Origin of the sequence: Sorangium sp. So ce1504 (assembly GCF_051521635.1) — a bacterium.
In the GTDB taxonomy this organism is placed as follows: Bacteria; Myxococcota_A; Polyangia; order Polyangiales; family Polyangiaceae; genus Sorangium; species Sorangium cellulosum_B.
Window position 1 is genome coordinate 2,393,340 of sequence record NZ_CP150365.1, and the last position, 19,231, is coordinate 2,412,570.

Here is a 19,231-nt window from a genome sequence, read left to right on the forward strand (position 1 = left end):
ATCTGAGCTCTCCTCGACGGCCGTCTTGAAGATCCCGCTGTGCTTCATCGCGGCCGCCGCCGTCGCCGTCCTCGCGCCGGCAGGCTGCGATCCCATCGCGGAGCCGCAGCTGTGCGGCCAGATCCCCCAGGGAGGGTGCCCGGTCGGCCGGGGAGGCACCTGCGACGATGCCGCGTGTCGTGCGCTCTACGACTGCCTCGAGGGGGCCTGGACGGAGGCCGCGGCCTGCGATTCCGCCGGTGAGCCTGCCGGGGACCGGGATGCGGGCGCGGGTGGCGGCCCCGGCGCGTGCGAGGTCGTGACGCTCGATCGCAGCGGCGAGGCCGCGGGCTGCTCGCCCGCCCTGCAGGAGCCGGACTGCCCGGCGGATGCCGCGGAGACCTGCGTGGGTACCGCGTGCTGGACCGGCTGCATCGACTTCTTCCTCTGCACCGAGGAGGGGTGGAGAGCGATCGCCTACTGCGACGAGCAAGGGCGCGTGACCGTGGCGCCGTGAACGAACAGCTCGTCGGCGCCTGCCTTCGGCGCCGAGGAGAGACCCACGGGGGAGCCCGTCAGCCGGCCCTGAGGAAGGGGCTCCACTCGTCGAACGAATGCGGCAAGCCGATCAGGATCTGCATCGTCGCTGACCACCGCGGCGGCAGAGGCTGGCGGATGAGCCGCATGCTGGCCTCGTCCGGCGTGCGCCAGCCCTTGCGGAGGTTGCATGTGCGGCACGCGGTCACGAGGTTCTCCCAGGTGTCCTCGCCGCCGCGCGACCGGGGGAGCACGTGGTCGATGTTGAGATCGCGAACGGGCGGGCGGCGCGCACAGTATTGGCACTGGTGCGTGTCGCGGAGCATCACGTTCTTCCGCGTCAGCCGGATCGTCGGGCGCCGCATGCGGTCGTACCGGCGGAGGTGGAGGACGCGCGGCACGCGGAGCGAGCCGCCGACCACGGGGAGGCCATCGTCCTTCTCGCGCACCGGCAAGCTCCGCCACGCCGAGAAATCGTGCAGATCGCCGACCTCGTCGACGGCGAGGGCGGCCCCGCCGAAGAGCAGGAGGAAAGCGCGACGCGCCGTCGTGATCTGCACAGGTTGGAAGAAGCGGTTCACCACGAGGACCGGGAGATCGAGCGGCTCGGTCCTACGCTCGCAGCGGAACCCAGAAAAACCGTCGCCGAGATCGAGCTCCTCGTGAGGAGAGCCTCCCGGGACTGTAGCTACCCCGTCCGGCACGCTGGGCAGTGTAGCAACGAAAGCTCCGGTGAACATCCGGCGCTGCACGGCGGCGTTTCTGCTGGATCTCTGCCATTGCCGCGCGGCGGATCGGGCGCGACGCCGCGCCCTGAGCCGTCAGGGCATCACCTCGAACCCCCGGCGCCCGCCCTGTCGAAGCTCGGGCTGCGCGCCGGAGCCCGGACGTCACGGGCCGGGCGTGCCGCGCTCGACGCTCCGCGCGGATCGCTTTCGATCGGGCGCCGTATTCGCTAAGACGCGTCCATGTCGAGGGACGGTCGTCTCCTGGGTCGAGCCGCCGTGGTGGGGAAGCAGGTCGGATGACGGAGCAGCGCGAAGGGGTGGGGCCCGAGCGGGCGACCGGCGCGGAGCCCCCTGCCGGCTCGCCATGGGATGATCCGATCGAGAGCGCGCCGCTCGTGTTCCTCGATCTCGAGATGACGGGCCTCCGCCCCGAGAGCGATCGCGTGATCGAGGTCTGCGCCGAGCGGACGCGGGGGGATGCGTGCGAGGACGCGATCACGTCGCTCGTGCGGCCCGAGCCGGGCGTGTTCGGCAACGCGCACGTGCACGGCATCGATCCGCGGGAGCTCGCGGGCGCGCCCACGTTCGCCGAGCTCTGCGATCGCATCGACCAGGTCACGGAGGGCGCGGTGCTCGTCGCGCACGCGGCCGCATGGGACGTGGCGTTCCTCGAGGCCGAGTTTGCGCGGGCGGGCAGGGCGAGGCGCCTCCCGTGCTACCTCGACACGCTCGTCCTCTCCCGCCGGGCCTTCGCCCTGCCGAGCCACAGCCTCGCCTCCCTCTGCAGGGAGCTCGGCGTGCACCGCGAGCGCGCTCACCGCGCCGAAGACGACGTCCATGCCCTGCGCGCCGTGTTCCGCAAGATCGTGGAGGTCCTCGCGCCGCGGACGCCGCGCGACCTGTGGCACGTCCGGATCGGCGAGCGCCACGCCCGCCCGGCGCTGGTGGCAGCGGCGGTGCGCGCGGCCGAGCATGCCGCCACCGTGCGCGTGAGGTACCGTCCGGCGCGCCGGGGGCCGGAGGAGCTCGTCGTGTGCGTAACGGGGGTGCGAACGGACCTCGACCCACCCCGGGTTCTCGGCTATCTGCTCCCGTCGCGCAGCCGTCGCGAGCTACGGGCCGATCGCATCCTGGCGATCGAGCCGATTTCGCCGGGAGAGCTCGGGCCGGACGGCGTGCCGCAAAAGGCCTGAGATCCACGTGCGAATCCACTCGAACCGAACCTCGCCGACGAGAAGCTCCCTCGCCGTCCGCCTCGGCGGCCTCCTGACCGCGACCTTCCTCGCCTCGTGCTCGAGCATGATCGGCCCGGAGTCCGCCCGCCCGCCGGCGGCCGAGAAATGGCTCGCCCGCGCTCGACAGGAGTTCCAGGCCGCCGACGTCGAGAACGCGCGCGATGCGGTCTCGAGGGCGCTGACGATCGTCCCGACCGACACCGAGGCCCGGCTGCTCGCGGGGCGCATCGCGCTGGCCCGGCTCGATTACGCCGAGGCGCTGCGCCTCCTCAAGGGCGTCGCCGGCTCCGAGGCCGCAGGGCTCCGCGGGCGCGCGCTCTGGTACAAGGGCGATCTCGACGCCGCCGCCGACGAGCTCGAGGCGATGCTCGACGATCCCGATGTCGTCGACGAGTGGGCGAAGTCGATCGCCAAGCTGGCGAGGCGCGGCGCGGGGCGCGCGCCGTTCACGGTCTCGGGCGCGCTCCTCGCGGCGATCGAGATGCAGCACGTCAGCCCCGCGGCCCCGTTCTTCGTCGTCCCGCTCGAGATCGACGGCGAGTCGGCGCTCGCGATGGTGTCGACCGGCACGGGCGAGGTGGTCCTCGACAGCAGCACGCGCAAGGAGCCGAGCTGGGTCTCCCTCCGCTTCGGCAAGAAGCTCGAGATCAACGACGTGCCCGCCCTCACGCAGGACCTGTCGGGCGTCTCGAAGCAGATCGGCGCGCCGGTCAAGGCGCTGCTCGGGGTGAACCTGCTCCGCCGCCTCAACGCGACCATCGACTACAGCGGCTGGCAGTTCGTCGTGCGCAGCTTCTCCCCGCCGGCGCCGCCCGATGCGACGCGCGTCGACGTCGCGTTCATCAAGGGCGGCGGCATGGTGCTGCGGAGCAGCCTCGGCCCCGACAAGTCGGTGCAGGGGCCGCTGCTCATCGACACGTCGATGACGTTCCCGATCGCGCTCGACAAGGAAGGCTGGAAGAAGGCCGGCTTCGAGGCCGATGGGTTGAAGCGGGTCGAGCAGGATCCAGAGCAGAAGCTGAAGCAGGGCGTCGTGCCGATGCTGCGGCTGGGCGCGCTGGAGATCCCCAAGGTCCCGGGCGTGTACGGGGCGCCGCTCCAGGCGATCGAGAAGCAGCTCCAGCTCGATCTGGACGGCGTGATCGGGGCGGGGCTGCTCGCCTACTTCCGTGTCACCTTCGGCGACGGCGGTCGGCTCATGTGGATCGAGGACGACACCGCGGTGAACAAGGTGCTCCGGGGCAGCGCGCCGGCGCCCGTCAACGAAGGGCAGGCTCCCGCCGCGCCGCCAGCAGAGGGCGCCGGTCCAGCAGGCGCGCCCGGCTCACCTGCGCCCCAGGGGCCCGCGCTCCAGGCGCCGCTGACCCCCCCCGCGGCACCCCCCGCAGCCGCTCCGAGGTCGACTCCGCCTGCGGCCGCTCCGAAGTCGGCGCCGCCCGCGAGCGCTCCCAAGCGGACGCCGGACCAGTGAGCGTCATGTCCAAGGATCTGTTGGCGGTTTACGCGGGGAGCTTCGATCCGATCACGTTCGGTCACCTCGATCTGATCCAGCGGGCGTCGAAGCTGTTCGGTGAGGTGATCATCGCCGTCGGCCGGCATCCGACGAAGCACCCGCTGTTCACGTACTCGGAGCGGCTGGAGCTGCTGCGCCAGACCACGAGCGAGGTGACGAACGCGCGGATCGATTCGTTCGAGGGGCTCCTCATCCAGTACTGCCAGCGCGTCGGCGCGCGGGTGATCGTCCGCGGCCTGCGCGCGGCGACCGACTTCGAGTACGAGCTGCAGATCGCCCACGCGAACGCGGACATGCTCCCCGGCGTCGATACCGTGTTCCTGCCGACGCGCACCCACTATGGCTTCGTCTCCGCGTCGCTCGTGCGCGAGATCGCGAGCCACGGCGGCGATGTCAGCCACTACGCGCCCGCCGCCGTCTGCGACGCGCTCCGGGCGAAGTTCGGCGCCGCGAAACCCTGAACGCCCGCGCGGTCAGTAGGTGCCGAACGGGGTCGGCATCAGCAGCAGCACGAACAGGAGCAGCGTCACCACGGCGATCACCTTGCGCGCCGGCGACAGCTCGCCGGCCTCCGTGGGAGGGTGCTCCCGCCCACCGACGTGCAACATCAGGTGGACCAAGCCGAACCACGTGAGCCAAGGCATCCCGTTCGCGACCGCGGAGATGAGCGCGTCGGACAGCCCCTCCGCGATGAAGTGCCGCGTGAAATAGGCGACGTTGCCGACGAAGAGCGCGAGCATCAGGAGGTGCGCGGCGCGGCTGTAGCGGTCCTGCTCTTTGCCGAACAACGCGTACGCGACGTGCCCTCCGTCGAGCTGGCCGACGGGAAAGAGGTTGAACGCCGTGATGAGCAGCCCGGCCCACCCCGCCATCGCCGTGGGGCCGAGGAAGACGTCATGGGTCTCGGGGATCGGGCCGACCGCGAGCCGCCTCAGAAGGAGATACAGGAGGCTGCGCCCCTCCTGCAGCGCAGGTCCGGAGCTCGCGTGCACCTCCGAGTGCATGAGGCCCACGAAGAGGACCGGGAGCGCCACCGCGAGGCCGGCCAGCGGGCCGGAGGCGCCGATGTCGAGCAGCGCGTTCCGCGACTTGATCCTGCCCTTCATCGAGATCACCGCGCCCATCGTGCCGAGCGGGCTCACCACCGGGAGCGGGATGAAGTAGGGGAGCGACGCCTCCACCCCGTGCGCGCGCGCCGCGAAGTAGTGCCCGAACTCGTGAGCCAGCAGGATCGACAGGAACGGCACCGCGAACGGCCACGTCTGCGGCAGCGCCTTCACGAACGAGAGCGCGCTGTCGTCGTCCGGCGTGATCGGGGTCCAGAGGGTGCCGGCCACGAACACCGAGACGACCGTCAGGCAGAAGAGCGCGAGGTTCTTCTGCCATCGCAGCGGGGACGGGTGCGAAGCGGCTGCTGCGCTCGGCTCTGCAGAGCTCGTCGCCGCAGGCGCCAGCTCGGCGTCGAGGTCGAGCGTGCTCGGGGTGGAGGATCGACGGTCGTCGGTCATGCGGCGCCTAGCGTGGCCGCCTCCTCGTCGCCGCTCAAGCGATCCACGCGCGCCTGCGCTCAGGACGGGCAGTTCGCCGTGCTCTAGGAGCGCACGCCGCGCTGCTGGGCGGCGCGCGGCCCTGCGGTGGCGGTGTGCTGCTCGCCTGGCCCCGGGACCCTTGATCACGCCCGCTGCAGGCTCGACCAGGTCTGCGCGCACACCGATGACTTTGCGCGTCATCTCGCTGCGCCACGGTCCTCCTGTGGCGTCGGCCCGGTCGGTGGGAACGGTCGCGGCCGGAGCGCTGCGCTGCAGCGGGGCGCGCGATGTGGCCGCCCAATGGTACGGGCGCGAACCTCTCCTGGCTGCGCGCAGGCTGGCCAGCGCTCTCTTCTGCGCCGCCGTCGCGTCCGTGTGCCCTCCGTGCCCTTCGGCAGGCGCGACTGCGCTACGATCGATCCCATGCCTCCCGCTCGCGTCGCCGCTGAAGCGCTCGTGGGCAAGCTCCTCTGCGACAAGTACCGCGTCGTGCAGCTGCTCGGCAGCGGCGGGGTCGGGCACGTCTACCTCGCGGATCGCGTCGGCAGGCCGCGTGAGGCCGCGACGTCGCGCGTCGCGGTCAAGGTTCTCCGGGCAGAGCTCCGCGACGATCCGCTGCTCGTCGCGCGGTTCGAGCGAGAGGCCGGCGCGGCGTCGCGCGTCCGTCATCCCAACGTCCTCTGCGTCGATGCGCTCGAGCGTGCCGGCGACGCGCCGTGCTTCGCGATGGAGCTGCTCGTCGGGCTCGATCTCGCCGACACGCTGACGTTCACCCGAGCGCTCGTCCCGTCTCGCGCGGTCCGGATCTCCGCCGACCTCGCCTCGGGCATCGACGCCGCCCACCGCGCCGGGGTGATCCACCGCGACGTGAAGCCGGAGAACGTGTTCCTCGTGCACGCGGCGGACGGGCGCGAGATCGTCAAGCTGCTCGACTTCGGCTTCTCGTGCATCCAGGGCCAGGGCGCCGAAGGCCCGCTGCTCCCCCGGGTCGTGGGGACGCCGGAGTACATGGCGCCCGAGCAGGCGCAGGGCGCGCCGGCGGCGCCCGCCGCCGACGTCTACTCCCTGGGCATCGTGCTCTACGAGATGCTCGCGGGCCGTGTCCCCTTTCAGGGCCCGTACCCGGCCATCGCAGAGAAGCACGGGCGCGAGCCGCCGCCGCCGCTGCACCGGGTACACCCGGGGCTGCTCATCTCGCGCGAGCTCGACGCCGTCGTGCGCAAGGCGCTCGTGAAGGACCCCCGCGGCCGGTTCGCCTCGATGGCGGAGCTGCGGCATGCGCTGCTCGCGACGCCCGAGGCCCGCGCCGGGACGTCGTCCGCCGTTCCGCCCGACACCGGCGCGCCGCCGCCCCCCGGCGTCGGGCACTGGGGCACCAAACCGTGAAGCCCGCTCGCTCCGGAGGCTTCCGTCGGCCTCCCTGCGCCTCGGCTTTGCTCTCACGGCGAAGCCCTGCTAGACGGCCGTTACCATCTCTTGTTCCGGGCGACAGCCGGATCCGCTCGTCAGGCCGACACCGGCCGCGGCGAGCGAGCCGGCGCGGTTCGGAGGTCCGCGGGCGCGGGCCTCATCTGCGCGGGTCGGTTCTCCAGCGAGTACTGGAATCCCAGAATCGCGCGCCAGTCGTCCTCCACTCCCTCCAGGCTCTGCCTGGCGCTTTCTCGGTTGCTGACTATGGGTCGCGCGACCCCATCACCTGATAACGGTACAGCGGCGTTTCAAGACGCCGAACTCCCGATGTACGAGAGCCGCAGCGCCTTCGGGCCACGCGCTGGGCCCGAGGGCGAGCTCATGCCGACGGACACAGGCGCCCTCGACGAAGATCCGTTCCGCGTCGAGCTCGTCGACGAAGACATCCCCACCCCGCGGCGCTACCAGGTCGTCTTCGACGAGGCGCGGATCGATCCGGACGTCCAGAAAGTCGTGCGACGCCTCGTCCGCCACGGCTTCCAAGCCTACCTGGTAGGCGGTTGTGTGCGGGATCTGCTGCTGGATCGGCGCCCGAAGGACTTCGACGTCGCCACCAGCGCGCGGCCGGAGGAGGTCCGCGAGCTGTTCCGCAACTCGCGCATCATCGGCCGGCGGTTTCGCCTGGTGCACGTCCTCTTCCAGGGCGGGAAGGTCATCGAGGTGGCGACCTTCCGCCGCAACCCGAAGGAGGACTCCGAGGAGGGGAGCGAGCTGCTCATCCGCAGCGACAACGCGTTCGGCGTCGCGCACGAGGACGCGCTCCGCCGCGACTTCCGGATCAACGCGCTCTTCTACGACGTGGAGGCGCGGCAGATCCTCGACTGGGTCGGCGGCATGGAGGACGTGCGCCGCCAGGTGGTCCACACGATCGGCGATCCGGAGACGCGCTTCCGCGAGGATCCGATCCGCATCCTGCGCGCGCTCAAGTTCGCTGGTCGGCTGGGCTTCGCGATCACCCCCGACGTCTACGATGCGGTCGTCTACTGCCGGGACGCGCTCGCGCTCGCGGCGCGCCCGCGCCTCTCGGAGGAGATCCTGCGCCTGCTGCGCGGCGGCCAGGCGCGCCGCACCATCTACCTCGCGTGGGAGACCGGGGTGCTCGACGTCCTCCTGCCGGAGGTCTCGGCGCTGCTCTACGACGATCGCGGCGATGACGGCCCCGGCCAGCGCCTCTGGCGCGTGCTCGACTACGTCGACCGGCGCACCGCGGCGGATCGGCCGCTCGACGACACGGTCCTCTGGACGCTCTTGCTCCTCGAGCCGATGAAGGAGGCCTGCGACGGCGTCCGCGACCGCGCGGCGGCGGTCGCCGATTTCCTCGAGCCTCTCATCGACCGGCTGGCCATCTCCCGCCGCTACGCCGACGGCATGCGGCGCATCGTCGCCGTCCTGCCGAGGCTCGTGGGCGGTCGCGCTGGCCGCTTCGCGCGGACGGACATCTTCCAGCCCGCCCTCGACGTGCTCGCCGCCGAGCTCACCGCGCGCGGAGAGTCGACGGAAGCGATCGACCGGCTGCGCTCCGCCCCGCACCCGCGGCGCCAGCACGCCGACGCCGCGCAGTTCCGGCGCTGACCGGTGATCGACGTGGGCGACGTGGGCGACGTGGGGACCGCCGGCGCCCCCGGCGCGATCGAAGATGGCCGTCGGGCAGGTAGCTGACGGCAACCGACCAGCCGCCGTGGAACATCACCGGGGTTTCTGGTTTCATAAGAGGCCCCTGATGTCCTCTCCGGTCGCACGCCTGCGCCCTGCTGCTCCCCCGGCTGTCCCCGCGTCCAGGCGCCGGTTCGGCGGCTCGGCGCGCAGCCTGCTCGTGTTCGCGCTCGCCTGCGCCGTGTCGCGGCTCGCCGATGCGCAGGCGTCGCTCCTGCACGAGTTCATCGCGCCGGATCCCGCGGAGGACGTGTCGCTCGCCACGACGACGCTCGACGGCGGGCTCCCCGCGGCGATCCAGACGCCGAGCGGCCTGGCCACGGCGCCCGACCCGCAGCGCCCGCCGTCGAACCAGCAGCAGGTCTACAGCAACGTCGGATCCGATGCCGGCCCCGACGCGTCCTACGAGCCGGATCGAGACACCCGCCGGCCGAACGTCGAGCGCTACGACGATCCGTTCTCCCCCGCGACCGCGCCGTTCAAGCGGCTGCAAGCGTACGACGCCGTGAGGGCGGACTACTCGCTCATCGTCCGAGATCGGAGCCTGAAGACCGTCAAGGCGGACAGCGCCGTCTCGGCGGGCGATGAGGCGTTCTACGGGGACATCGCGGTCGATCTCGTGCCCAACGAGCCGGTCCGGATCCCGACGGTCGGGCCGGACACGCGGCTCGTGCGGATGCACGTGAACCCCGATACCCCGGTCGTCGTCCTGCGTGACGGCGCCGACAACTGGTTCGTGCGCGGCACGAAGAGCGCGCGCGTCCGGCTCATCGTGCAGCTCGCCATCGCCCGCGCGACCTTCGGCAGCGAGTTCGCCGACGTCGGCTGGAGCAAGCTCGAGCCCTTCCGCGGGCCGCAGGAGGCCTCCCACGAGGCGGCGTTCAGGCAGGTCGCCCAGGCGATCGGCATCTCGTCCGCGATGCGGCCGCGCGACGTCGTTCAGAAGATGGTCGAGTACTTCCGGTCGTTCGCCCCGTCGGACGACCCGCCCAAGGGGAACGGCGACATCTACCTGGATCTCGCGCTCTCGCGAAAAGGCGTCTGCCGCCACCGCGCCTTCGCGTTCCTCGTCACCGCCCTGCACATCGGGATCCCCGCGCGGATGGTCGTCAACGAGGCGCACGCCTGGGTGGAGGTCTTCGATGGCTCGCTCTGGCACCGCATCGACCTCGGGGGGGCCGCCCTCAACATGGACCAGGAGGTCGATCCGAGCCGCCCGCCGCATGTGCCGCCGCCGGATCCCTACAGCTGGCCGGAGCAGCGCGACTCGGGCCAGGATCTCGCCGACCGCACGCGCGCCGAGCAGACGCAGCCGGGGCCCGCTGGCCCAGGGGCCGGGAGCAGCGGCGCCGCCGTGCCGCCGCCCCCTGCGTCCTCGCCCACGAGCGATGCGGCCGGGCGCGCGGCGGAGAGCACCGACGTCGTCGTGACCGCGCTGGACAAGGACATCCGCCGCGGCTTTCCCCTCCACCTCCAGGGACAGGTCAGCAGCGCCGGGGCGCCGTGCGGGCACGTCCGCGTCGACGTGATCCTGACGGGGACCGCGGCGCCGCAGGGCGTGACGGTCGGCTCGCTGTCGACCGACGACCGCGGCCGGTACGACGGGGCCGTCGTGATCCCCGGCGATTTCGCGCTGGGCGAGTACGATCTCGCGGTCGCGACGCCGGGCGACGTCCGCTGCAAGGCCGGCCGCACGGAAGCTGCCGCCCCGTGAGCGACGCGCCGGCATGCGCCCTCTCGCCCCCGCGCGTCGCGGTGGGCGCCGTCGTCATCGATCGCCGGCCGAACGCGCCTGACGCGCCGCGCGTGCTCGTCGTCAAGCGCGCTCGTCCTCCCCTCGCGGGCTCCTGGTCGCTTCCGGGTGGGCGCGTGGAGCCCGGAGAGCGGCTCGCGGACGCCGTTGCCCGCGAGATCCGCGAGGAGACGGGCCTCGACGTCCGCGTCGGTCCCCTCGTGGAGGTCGTGGAGATCGTGGCGACTCCCTATCATTATGTGATCCTCGATTATCTGTGCGAGTCGATCGGAGGCGCACTCTCTCCAGGGGACGACGCCTCCGAGGTGGCCCTCGTGCCCGTCCCCGAGCTGCCGGCCTACGGCCTCACCGACGTCGCGCTCCGCGTGATCCATAAAGCCCTGGCGATGGCGGCCGCCGGCTGAAACGGCGCGATCCAGGGAGCGCCCGACTTGGCGCGGCCGTGGCGTAGGTGGGATGTCGCAGAAAGGGCGACTCTCCATGTCGAACTTCCATCGTTGGACAGCAACAACGTTATTTTGCTGCCCTGCCGCTCACGACAATCGCCGGTGGCAGCGCTAGGTTAGATGTGGGTGCAGGAGTGAGCGCTGGTTCGGCGATCATGAAGGGATTGGTGGTCGTCGTGGTGGCGACCCTCGTCTCTTCTCCTCTCTGCTTCGCGCTGCCTTGCAACGATGGCGCTGGCCTGTTCGCGCTGCCTGCGCCGCGCGTCGCGCGCGTCTCGCGCGCCGCCGCGCCTCTCGGCGTACCCGAGGGCTCGGGCTGGCTCCCGGCGCGGGTCGCGCGCGCCCTCTCAAGGACCGTCGAGCGGGTGGCGCGTTCGGGCATCACCCCGATGTTCCTTGGTCTGCACGGGTTCGGTGTGACCGTGTCCGGCGAAATGTGATGAACGCGGTTACCGCGGATGCAACATGCGTTTCGCTGCTCTGCTGAGCGATCGCGGCGAGCGCTGGTCGCGCCCGTCGGCTCGAATTCGCGCTGTGTGGTGACCGATGAGTCTGGATTGCGGCGCTTCTGGAGACATCGTAGACCGAGAAGTCTATGAGCCCGACGCGGAGAGCGAGGAAGGAGGAGCAGAAGGAGGAGCGGCGGCGGTTCATCATCGACGCAGCCTGGCAGCTGTTCCAGGAGACCCCCTATCCCGAGGTCACCATGGCTCAGGTCGCCGAGCGCACCAGGCTCGCCAAGGGCACGCTCTACCTCTACTTCACCACGAAAGAGGAGCTCTTTCTCGCGGTCGTCGATCAAGAGCTCGCGAAGTGGTTCCACGATGTGGATATCCATCTGACGCATTTCTGCGCCTCCCGCGGTGACGCGAGCGCGGCGCGCCCTCGGCCCTCGCGGGCCCGCCGCGGCGCGCCCGGGGCGCCTGCCGAGGACGCGTCGGCGAGCGTCGCCTCGATCCTGTCGACCACCCTCGCCGCGCGCGACGCGATGACACGCTTGCTCGGCATCCTCCACAGCGTGCTCGAGCAGAACGTCAGCTACGAGGCCGCGCTCCGCTTCAAGCTCTCTCTCCTGGGTCACGTCGAGCGCACCGGGGTGCTGCTCGAGCGGTGCCTGCCGTCGCTCGCTCCCGGCCATGGCGGCCCGACCCTCATCCGGATGTACGCCCTGCTCATCGGGATGCGCCAGGTCTGCGATCCCAGCGACGTGATCCGCGATATCCGCAGCCGCCCCGATATGGGCCTCTTCCGGATCAACTTCGGCGAGGAGATCCGGGCGTCGTTCGCGCTCCTCCTGAGCGGCGCGAGCGCGCCGCCGCTCGCGCCCGGGCGGCTCGGCGCCCCGGCGCTCCGCGGGTTGAGCTCAGTGGAGCGGCGCCGCCCGGAGGGGTGAGGGGGGCGCGTTCACCACGGATCCCGCGCCGACATGGGCGGCAGGTGATCGGCGAACGGCTGGTTGAGGATGCGGGCGATGACGGACTTCCACGTGGTCATGTCGTTCTCGAAGTCCTCATGCCGCCGCGCCTCGGAGCCGTGGGGAGGGGGCCTCGTGTTGGGCCCCTTGATCCACTCCGCCCTCGGAAACACGACGGGCCGGTCGTCCTTGGTCTCCGTGAGCAGCGAAAGGACGTCGGCGTTCTCCGGATCGAGGAGCCCCGCCTCCATGCCGAGCAGCGAGACGCCGCTCGTGCCGGGCACCCGCGGGCGCCGCTCGAGAGCGTTCGACACCAGGTAGAGGAGCGACCTGCCGTACACCTCGCAGTGGTCCTGGAGCTCGGCCTCGTCCGTGAGCGTGAACAGAGCGAACCGGCGCACCATGCCGCTCTTGATAGGCGGCATGTACGTGTCGCGGAACGCGTCGATGGCGCTCGCCGGCGCGAGCAGGGAGAGCGACTCGATGGGGAGACCGAGCCCGAGCTGACCTCGCATCGGGCCGCCCTCGATCTTCTTGCCCTTCTCCGAGGTGACCAGCTGGACGAGCGGCGCGAGCAGGAAGGTGCCGCTCGAATGGGCGACCAGGTGGAGCTCGATCTTCGGATCGCTGTCCATCAGCGACGCGAGGCGGCCGATCATCTCGCGGACGCCGCCGTGGTCGGCGTCCATCGTCGCGTCGCCCGCGGCCAGCTTCATGCGGTCCCACTCGGCCTTGCCGCCCATGCGGCGGACGAGCGGCTCGAGGGCGTCGTCGCGCCGATCGATCATGAACCCGAACGCCCTGGGATCGTAGCCGTCGTGGCGGCGCCCCTCCGTGGCGCGATGGAGGATCTCGAGGAGGCGGGGGTAGTGGTCGGTCTCCCAGAGGAGCTCGATGGGGTAGATCTCGTGCCCGAGCAGCTTCGGCCGGAGGCGCGACATCCGGTTGATCGCGTCGATCTGCCGGCGCAGCCCGCCGCCCGCGATCAGGACGAGCCGGCGGCGCTTCCATGTCGCGGTCGCGCTCAGGAAATCCTCTTCCATGATGATACGGACGTCCTCCGACGACGTGCCGTAGGCTCCGCGCTGCTGGAGCTGGCCGTGCATGTCGACGCTGACGAGGTGCGGCCGCAGGCTGGCGAACGTCCGGCTGGTGGACGTGAGCGGGCGGAGCGAGCGCGCCTGGTTCAGGCGGATCGGGACGCCGAGCCGCCCGACCCACGCGTCGAAGCCGTATTGAAGCCAGTCGTCGTAACAGAGTCGACCGAAGCCGCCCTTGCCCCAGCCGACACCCCACGAGTTCTGGAGCCAGAAGCCCTCCGCGTCATACCCGATGATCGCGAACGCGTGACCTCCCCAGGGGGCGATGAAGGGGTTCGTCCTGTCGACCGTCGGGATGATGCCGTTCCTCTGGGTCCCGTAATACCAGCCGTTGAACGGGATCAGCGCCGAGGCCGCGATGATCCCGACCTCCGCGAGGGCGCTGTGCATCGCCGGGAGGTCCCTGTGGTTCACCCGTTGATACAGGCCGAGCGGCCGGAGCATCGCGTCCACTGCGCGCTCCGGGGTGAGCGTGCCGTGGAGATCGTTCGCGTCCCACGGCCAGTGCTCATCGGAGCAGATACCGTGTTTGTGCCAGCCCTTCATGGCGCCCCTCAGGCTGGATCCCCGCGCGTCGTCCTCGCCGGGGTACTCGTCGTAGCGGCGCGCCATCGTGTACACCATGTTCTGGCTGACGAGGCTGCGGTCCGGCGAGACCCGGCGCCTGCGCAGCAGGTAGTGCGCCACGGTGGCGACCGTGAAGCCGGTGCAGCCGTTGTTCTTGCCCTGGTCGAGCACGGGCACGCCGTACTCCACGAAGCGCTCCGGGGGCATGATCGGAGGCACTTCCACCATCGTGGGGCGATAGAGGGTGTCGCGGAAATCGAGGACGTCAGCGCGCGCGTCGGTCGTGATGTCCCCGTGACGCCCAGCGAAACGCTCGGAATCGATCATGGTTTCTGATCTCGTGAAGTCGCTGAGTGTCGCACGGGCGGCGCGCGGGGCAAAGTCGGCGGCGCCCGCCCCCTCGGGGCTGCTCGTGCTAGCGTCGCCCGAGTCGGCGCCGCCAGCGCCGTCCGGAGGTGGGATGAGCGAGGACAGCCGCGCAGGGGGAGGCCGGGGCGCGCAAGGCGCCATCGAGGCGGCGCTCGAGGCCGAGGTGCTGCGGCGGCTCGCGTCGTTCCGGGCGCGGCTGGGGAGCGAGCTCGGCGCGCTGTTCGATGAGCTCGCCGCGCGCCTAAGGCTGTTCGAGGGGGAGCCGGGCGAGGGCTACTTCTCGCACCCGACGGCGCTCCCGGTGCTCGCGCTTCCGCTCTGGGTCGCGACGCGTCCCGGCGGGCCGGCGCTTGCGCTGGACCCTGGATCGCCGGCGCTTCCGCCGCTCGCCGTCGACCTCGCCGAGGCAGCAGCGGTCGGGTACCTGCACGTCCGGATCGAGGACGACCTGCTGGACGAAGGGGTCGGTGAGCCTGGAGCGACGGTGCTCCTGTCCGGGGCGTTGTTCGCTCGCCATCAGGCGTTGCTCGCTCGCTCGCTGCCCGGCGGGAGCGCGTTCTGGGGCCTCTTCGAAGAGGTCTGGCTCGGGTATGGCGAGGCGATGCTCCTCGAGCGGCGGCTCCACCGCGGCGCAGGCCCGCGGGACGGCGCCACGTTCCGGCGGGTGCTTGCCCGTTCGCGCCCGCTCGTGCTCCCGGCCGCGGCGGCCCTGTTCGCGCTGTCGCAGGCCGAGCACCTGGCCGCCCTCGAGGAGTTCGTTTCCGCCCTTGTTGCAGCGCATCAGCTGTTCGCGGACCTGCTGCACGCAGAGAAGGATCGTGCGTTCGGCAACACAACGTATGTGCTCTCCCGGCTCTGGGCGCTTGCCGAGGCGGATGCGGCGTCGCCGAGCGGGGCCGACGTCTCCGGCAGGGGGCCTTGTCGCGCTCAGGAGATGCGCAGCGCGGCGGCCCTGCGCGCGCGGCTGTTTGCGCGCGGCGGCTTCGACGCCATCCTGGAGGAGGCGCGCTGTGAGCTGGCTCGCGCCGAGGTCGCCGCGGGGGCCCTCGGGCTACCGGAGGCTGCGCGGTTCTGCAGGGAGCGCGAGCAGTACATGGTCGCGATCCAGCGGCGGGTATTCCTCGCGTTCTTCAGCGCGCTCGCCGGCGAGCCCGTCGTCGCGCCGCGGTGAACCGGGGTGTCGTGCGCGGACGCAACACCCCGCGAGGACGCGAGCACGCGCGGACGCGCCTGCTTGTACTTGCTCGCCGTTTGGAGGTCTCCTAGCCTCCCGAGCGAGAAAGCGAGGAGTCGTGACGTCGAAGAAATCAGAGGCAGAGCTCATCGGTCGTGCCGTCGTGGATTCGAGCTTCCGCCAGCAGCTCCTTGCCGATCCCGAGCGCACCATCCAGGCGGAGGGGTACGACGTCGGCGCGGAGACGCTCCAGCGCATCCGGGATGCCGCGACCTCGACGCCCGAAGCGGTCGATGCGGCCATCTCGGCCGCGGCGCGTGAGGGCGGAGTCGGTATGTGACGCTGTCCCCTGCTGGAGGGGTGACCGCCGCCTGGCCATGGCTCGACCCGGGTGACCGGGCTGTGTGCGAGCGCGCCTGGTCGGCGCATCTGTCATCAGAGGGGGCGCTTCAGCGCGGTGAAGCGGCGTGGGGAGCGCTCGCGCTCGAGCGCAGCGTGGGCACACCGCCGGGGTACAGCGTCCCGTGGGCCAGCTGGGCGCTGCGGCTCTGCGGGCGGGTGTCCGCGCGCGACGCAGCCGCGGACGCCGCCGTGGCGGTCGCCGCGGTGGCCGCCGGGGGCATCGAAGGCGCTCCTGACGCGCTCGCGCGGGGCGCGATCGCCGCGCGTCTCCTCGCGCAGCACGCGGACGACGCGCGCGCTTACAGGTGGCTCCTGGGCCTGGCCGACCTGGCGGAGGCTTCGTGGCGCGAGAACCCGGTGATCGAGATCGACGGCTCCGGCGCCATGGCGGCGCCCACCGCCGCCGGCGCGCGCGAGGCCGTGGCCCTCTGGACGGCGCCCGCGCTCGTCGCAGGCGACGAGCTCGCGCCCGCCCGTCGCTTCGGAGAGGCCGTGGCCGAGCCGATCTGGCTGCTGGACGGGCTCGTGCGCCTCTGGATCGATCCGATCGCGCCTGACCTCGCAGCGCCGACGCTCACGCCGCTCTTCGCGCTCTGGCTGCGCGGCGCGGGGCTCGCTCCTCCGCTGCTCCGCGCGCTCTCGGGCGAGCGCGTGTCCCGCGTGCGCCGCGGCGAGATCCACAGCCTGCTCGCGACCCGCCCGTACCGCGCCGCGCTCGCGGCGCGCATGCAGGAGACGCTCGCGTCCGCCCGTGAGGTCGTGGCCACCTCTCCTCGAACGAGCCCGAGCGCGCGCGGCCTCGCCGAGGCGCAGCGCGAATTCCTCGAGGCGCTCGGCGAGCGCCTCCGCTTCTTCGAGGGGCTGATGTCTTTCCGCGATCTCCTCGGCCCCGGCGCGGCGCTCGGGCCGCCGCGCGCGCAGGGCGAGCCGGCGCCGCCCGACGAGGCGCGCGCGGATCTGCAGGCGGCGGTCGCGTTCCTCCTGGACGCCGCGCCGTGGCGCGAGTCCTGGGAAGTGCAGCGCTTCGGCGTGCTCGGGTCGAGCGAGCAGCCGGTCGGGCACTGGTTCGTCCGGGCGACGATCCTGAGGGCGCTGCTCGAGATCGGGGAGGTCGGGCGCGACGTCCGCGCCGACGCCGCGGCGTTGCTCGAGGAGATCCCGGCGGGAGAGCTCCGCTACTTCACCGCGTTCCGTGACGTCCCGCCGGACGCCGACCTCCTCGGCGTCGTGCTCGAGCTGGTCGCCGAGACGGGCGCCGCGAAGGAGCGGGCGGAGTCGTGGATCGAGGTCATGCTGGCCAACGTGGGTGAGGACGGCGTCGTTCCGACCTGGTTCTACCGCGGGCCCGCGGGGCCGACCACGCCGGGCGTGGCGTGGGCCGGCGACGACTGCGCGGCCGTCCGGCTGAACCTGCTCGTGGGCCTGCTCTCGTTCGACGCGGAGCGGTTCGCGCGGCTCATCGACGCGAACGCGCGGCGCGTGCTCGACGCCGCCTCGGAGGGCGGCATCGAGGGCGCTTGCTTCTACGATGCCTCGTACACGGACCTCGCGTTCCTCCGCTTCGCGCGGCTCTACCGGGGGAGGGCGGGGGACGCGCGGTGGGCCGACGAGGTCGCGGCGGTCGAGGCCGCGACGCTGTCGCGGATGCTCCGATCGCAGCGGCTCGACGGCGGCTTCGGGGCGCCGCTCTGCACGGCCGCGTGCCTCGAGGGGGCCGCGACGACGGAGCGGCCCGATCCGCTGCTCCTCGAGCGAGGGATGCGTTACCTCGGCGAGCGCCAGCTCGTGGACGGCTCCTGGCCAGCGGAGCCGCTCTACCGGGTGCCCATGAAGCGCGGTCGCGAGGGGCACCACCAGGGCAGAGCGCTGACGACCGCGCTCTGCGCGCGTGGGCTCGCCGCCGCGCGGTCCCGGCTGCGGCGCGGGGGGGAGCGGCGCACATGAGCATCGAGAAGTCGCCCGAGATCGTGCGGATCATGGAGGCGCAGGAGATGCGCGGCGAGCAGATCGTGAACCACATCCGGTTCGCGTTCGCGCTGCTCAGCGCCGCCACGTTCATGCACGTGTGGACGATCAACACGCCGGCCGCCAACCAGATCTTCGCGATCCTGACCGGCGGGTACCTCGCCTACTCGCTCGTGCTCTACGCGTTCTTCCGGCTGCGCCCCGGCGTCTACGCGGGCTGGCTCAAGTACGTGAGCATCTTCGTCGACCTCGCGCTCCTGACGCTCACGGCCCTGGGGAGCGCGAGGAACCACTCCGGGATCATCGAGTACTTCACGAGCTACCTCGCGACCGTCTACGTCCTCTGGAACCTGATGTCGGGCTTCCGCTACAGCCTCGCGGCGTGCCTGTACTCGGCGGGGCTGTCGGCCCTCTTCAACTCCGTCGTGCTCGCCGTCACGGTCGGCTCCGGCGCGGTCCCGATCAGCCCGGTGTCCGTCTACGGAGAGAACGCCATCAACATCGCGGACCAGTGCCAGCAGATCCTCTTCATCGCGCTCCCCGGCGTCGTCGCCGGCATCATCGCGCGGATGTCGCGCAACCTGGTCGTGCGGGCCGAGGTGGAGTCCATGGCCCGCCTCCGGCTCGAGCGCGAGAAGCAGGAGCTCGGCCGGTACCTGTCGAAGGATCTCGTCGACTTTGTCCTGTCCGATCCGAGGCGGCTCAAGCTGGGAGGCACGCGGCGGCACGTCTCGGTGATGTTCACCGACATCCGCAACTTCACCCCGCTCACCGAGTCGGTCGAGCCGGAGGCCGTGGTCTCGTTCCTGAACGAGTACTTCACGGAGATGGTCGAGATCGTGTTCCGCTACGGGGGCACCCTCGACAAGTACATCGGCGACGGGCTGATGGCGGTGTTCGGCGCGCCGCTCTCCGTCGAGGACGCGCCGAAGCGCGCCGTGATCGCGGCGATCGAGATGGTGCAGGCGCTCGAGCGCATGAACCAGCGGAAGCTCCTCGGCTGCGGCGAGATCCAGATGGGCGTCGGGATCGCGACCGGCACCGTCATCTCCGGCAACATCGGCTCGCTTCAGCGCATGGAGTACACCTGCATCGGAGATACAGTAAACACGGCCGCGCGCCTCGAGCAGTTCAACAAGGAGCTCGGCTCCAAGATCATCATCTGCCAGACGACGTACGCGACCCTCGACGACTGCGTCCCGGCGCAGCCGACCGGCGCGCTGAGCATCCGGGGCAAGAGCCGCCAGGTCCACCCCTACATCGTGGACTACATGGAGCTGTCTCCGGCGCGCCTGAGCGAGCTCCGGAGAGAGCTCCTCTCGAGGGTCCGTCCCATGGAATCGATGCCGCCGCGGGCGCCGGCGGCCCTGCGCAGCAAGGAGTAGCTGAAGGCTCGC

17 protein-coding genes are annotated in these 19,231 nt (G+C 71.5%); 14 read left to right on the top strand and 3 right to left on the bottom strand.

Going from position 1 to position 19,231, the window contains the following annotated elements; genetic code table 11:
• The first annotated feature begins 25 nt into the window (after positions 1–25).
• On the top strand, positions 26–496 hold the full coding sequence (locus WMF39_RS09215) for a hypothetical protein (protein WP_437745168.1): 471 nt from the start codon (positions 26–28) through the stop codon (positions 494–496).
• 58 nt (positions 497–554) lie between these two features.
• Here the strand turns inward: WMF39_RS09215 and WMF39_RS09220 are convergent, their stop codons facing one another.
• The gene (locus tag WMF39_RS09220; RefSeq protein ID WP_012234346.1) at positions 555–1,220 is read right to left on the bottom strand and encodes an HNH endonuclease; all 666 of its coding nucleotides are present in this window, start codon (positions 1,218–1,220) and stop codon (positions 555–557) included.
• Positions 1,221–1,540: 320 nt separating this feature from the next.
• On the opposite strand from WMF39_RS09220, the gene WMF39_RS09225 reads away from it, so the two are divergent.
• The 3 genes from WMF39_RS09225 to coaD are packed head-to-tail and all read left to right on the top strand — an operon-like array spanning position 1,541 to position 4,453.
• Entirely contained in the window at positions 1,541–2,437 is an 897-nt protein-coding gene (locus WMF39_RS09225; RefSeq protein WP_437745169.1) for a 3'-5' exonuclease, read from the top strand.
• Positions 2,438–2,444: 7 nt separating this feature from the next.
• Positions 2,445–3,950: a tetratricopeptide repeat protein gene (locus WMF39_RS09230; RefSeq protein WP_437745170.1), complete on the top strand. Its 1,506-nt coding sequence runs from the start codon at positions 2,445–2,447 to the stop codon at positions 3,948–3,950.
• A gap of 5 nt (positions 3,951–3,955) precedes the next feature.
• Positions 3,956–4,453, top strand: coding sequence for a pantetheine-phosphate adenylyltransferase (coaD, locus tag WMF39_RS09235; protein WP_012234349.1), 498 nt, complete (start codon positions 3,956–3,958; stop codon positions 4,451–4,453).
• A gap of 12 nt (positions 4,454–4,465) precedes the next feature.
• Here the strand turns inward: coaD and WMF39_RS09240 are convergent, their stop codons facing one another.
• Positions 4,466–5,500, bottom strand: coding sequence for a site-2 protease family protein (locus WMF39_RS09240; protein WP_437745171.1), 1,035 nt, complete (start codon positions 5,498–5,500; stop codon positions 4,466–4,468).
• A 444-nt stretch (positions 5,501–5,944) separates the two neighbouring features.
• On the opposite strand from WMF39_RS09240, the gene WMF39_RS09245 reads away from it, so the two are divergent.
• The 6 genes from WMF39_RS09245 (at position 5,945) to WMF39_RS09270 (ending at position 12,236) form a co-directional block, all read left to right on the top strand.
• A complete protein-coding gene (locus WMF39_RS09245) occupies positions 5,945–6,907 on the top strand; it encodes a serine/threonine-protein kinase (RefSeq protein ID WP_437745172.1) in 963 nt (320 codons plus the stop codon).
• 405 nt (positions 6,908–7,312) lie between these two features.
• Positions 7,313–8,563, top strand: a complete 1,251-nt coding sequence (gene pcnB, locus WMF39_RS09250) for a polynucleotide adenylyltransferase PcnB (RefSeq protein ID WP_437745173.1) — start codon at positions 7,313–7,315, stop codon at positions 8,561–8,563.
• Between the two features lie 148 nt (positions 8,564–8,711).
• Positions 8,712–10,358: a transglutaminase-like domain-containing protein gene (locus WMF39_RS09255; protein WP_437745174.1), complete on the top strand. Its 1,647-nt coding sequence runs from the start codon at positions 8,712–8,714 to the stop codon at positions 10,356–10,358.
• Positions 10,355–10,801, top strand: coding sequence for an NUDIX hydrolase (locus tag WMF39_RS09260; RefSeq protein WP_437745175.1), 447 nt, complete (start codon positions 10,355–10,357; stop codon positions 10,799–10,801). Before WMF39_RS09255 ends, WMF39_RS09260 begins: the two co-directional genes overlap by 4 nt.
• Positions 10,802–10,998: 197 nt before the next feature.
• The gene (locus WMF39_RS09265) at positions 10,999–11,283 is read left to right on the top strand and encodes a hypothetical protein (RefSeq protein ID WP_437745176.1); all 285 of its coding nucleotides are present in this window, start codon (positions 10,999–11,001) and stop codon (positions 11,281–11,283) included.
• A 155-nt stretch (positions 11,284–11,438) separates the two neighbouring features.
• Positions 11,439–12,236 carry a TetR/AcrR family transcriptional regulator gene (locus tag WMF39_RS09270; protein WP_437745177.1) on the top strand — a complete coding sequence of 266 codons (798 nt, stop codon included), beginning with the start codon at positions 11,439–11,441 and terminating at the stop codon, positions 12,234–12,236.
• Positions 12,237–12,247: 11 nt separating this feature from the next.
• On the opposite strand, the gene WMF39_RS09275 is transcribed toward WMF39_RS09270, so the two are convergent.
• Entirely contained in the window at positions 12,248–14,251 is a 2,004-nt protein-coding gene (locus WMF39_RS09275) for a C1 family peptidase (protein ID WP_437745178.1), read from the bottom strand.
• Here WMF39_RS09275 and WMF39_RS09280 point away from each other — a divergent pair.
• From WMF39_RS09280 to WMF39_RS09295, 4 genes are all read left to right on the top strand, one after another.
• Positions 14,250–15,464, top strand: a complete 1,215-nt coding sequence (locus tag WMF39_RS09280; protein ID WP_437745179.1) for a geranylgeranyl pyrophosphate synthase — start codon at positions 14,250–14,252, stop codon at positions 15,462–15,464. The genes WMF39_RS09275 and WMF39_RS09280 overlap by 2 nt on opposite strands.
• Positions 15,465–15,585: 121 nt before the next feature.
• Positions 15,586–15,807, top strand: a complete 222-nt coding sequence (locus WMF39_RS09285) for a Franean1_4349 family RiPP (RefSeq protein WP_437534351.1) — start codon at positions 15,586–15,588, stop codon at positions 15,805–15,807.
• Between the two features lie 155 nt (positions 15,808–15,962).
• The gene (locus WMF39_RS09290; RefSeq protein ID WP_437745180.1) at positions 15,963–17,813 is read left to right on the top strand and encodes a hypothetical protein; all 1,851 of its coding nucleotides are present in this window, start codon (positions 15,963–15,965) and stop codon (positions 17,811–17,813) included.
• Positions 17,810–19,219 carry an adenylate/guanylate cyclase domain-containing protein gene (locus WMF39_RS09295; RefSeq protein WP_437745181.1) on the top strand — a complete coding sequence of 470 codons (1,410 nt, stop codon included), beginning with the start codon at positions 17,810–17,812 and terminating at the stop codon, positions 19,217–19,219. Before WMF39_RS09290 ends, WMF39_RS09295 begins: the two co-directional genes overlap by 4 nt.
• Positions 19,220–19,231 lie beyond the last annotated feature (12 nt).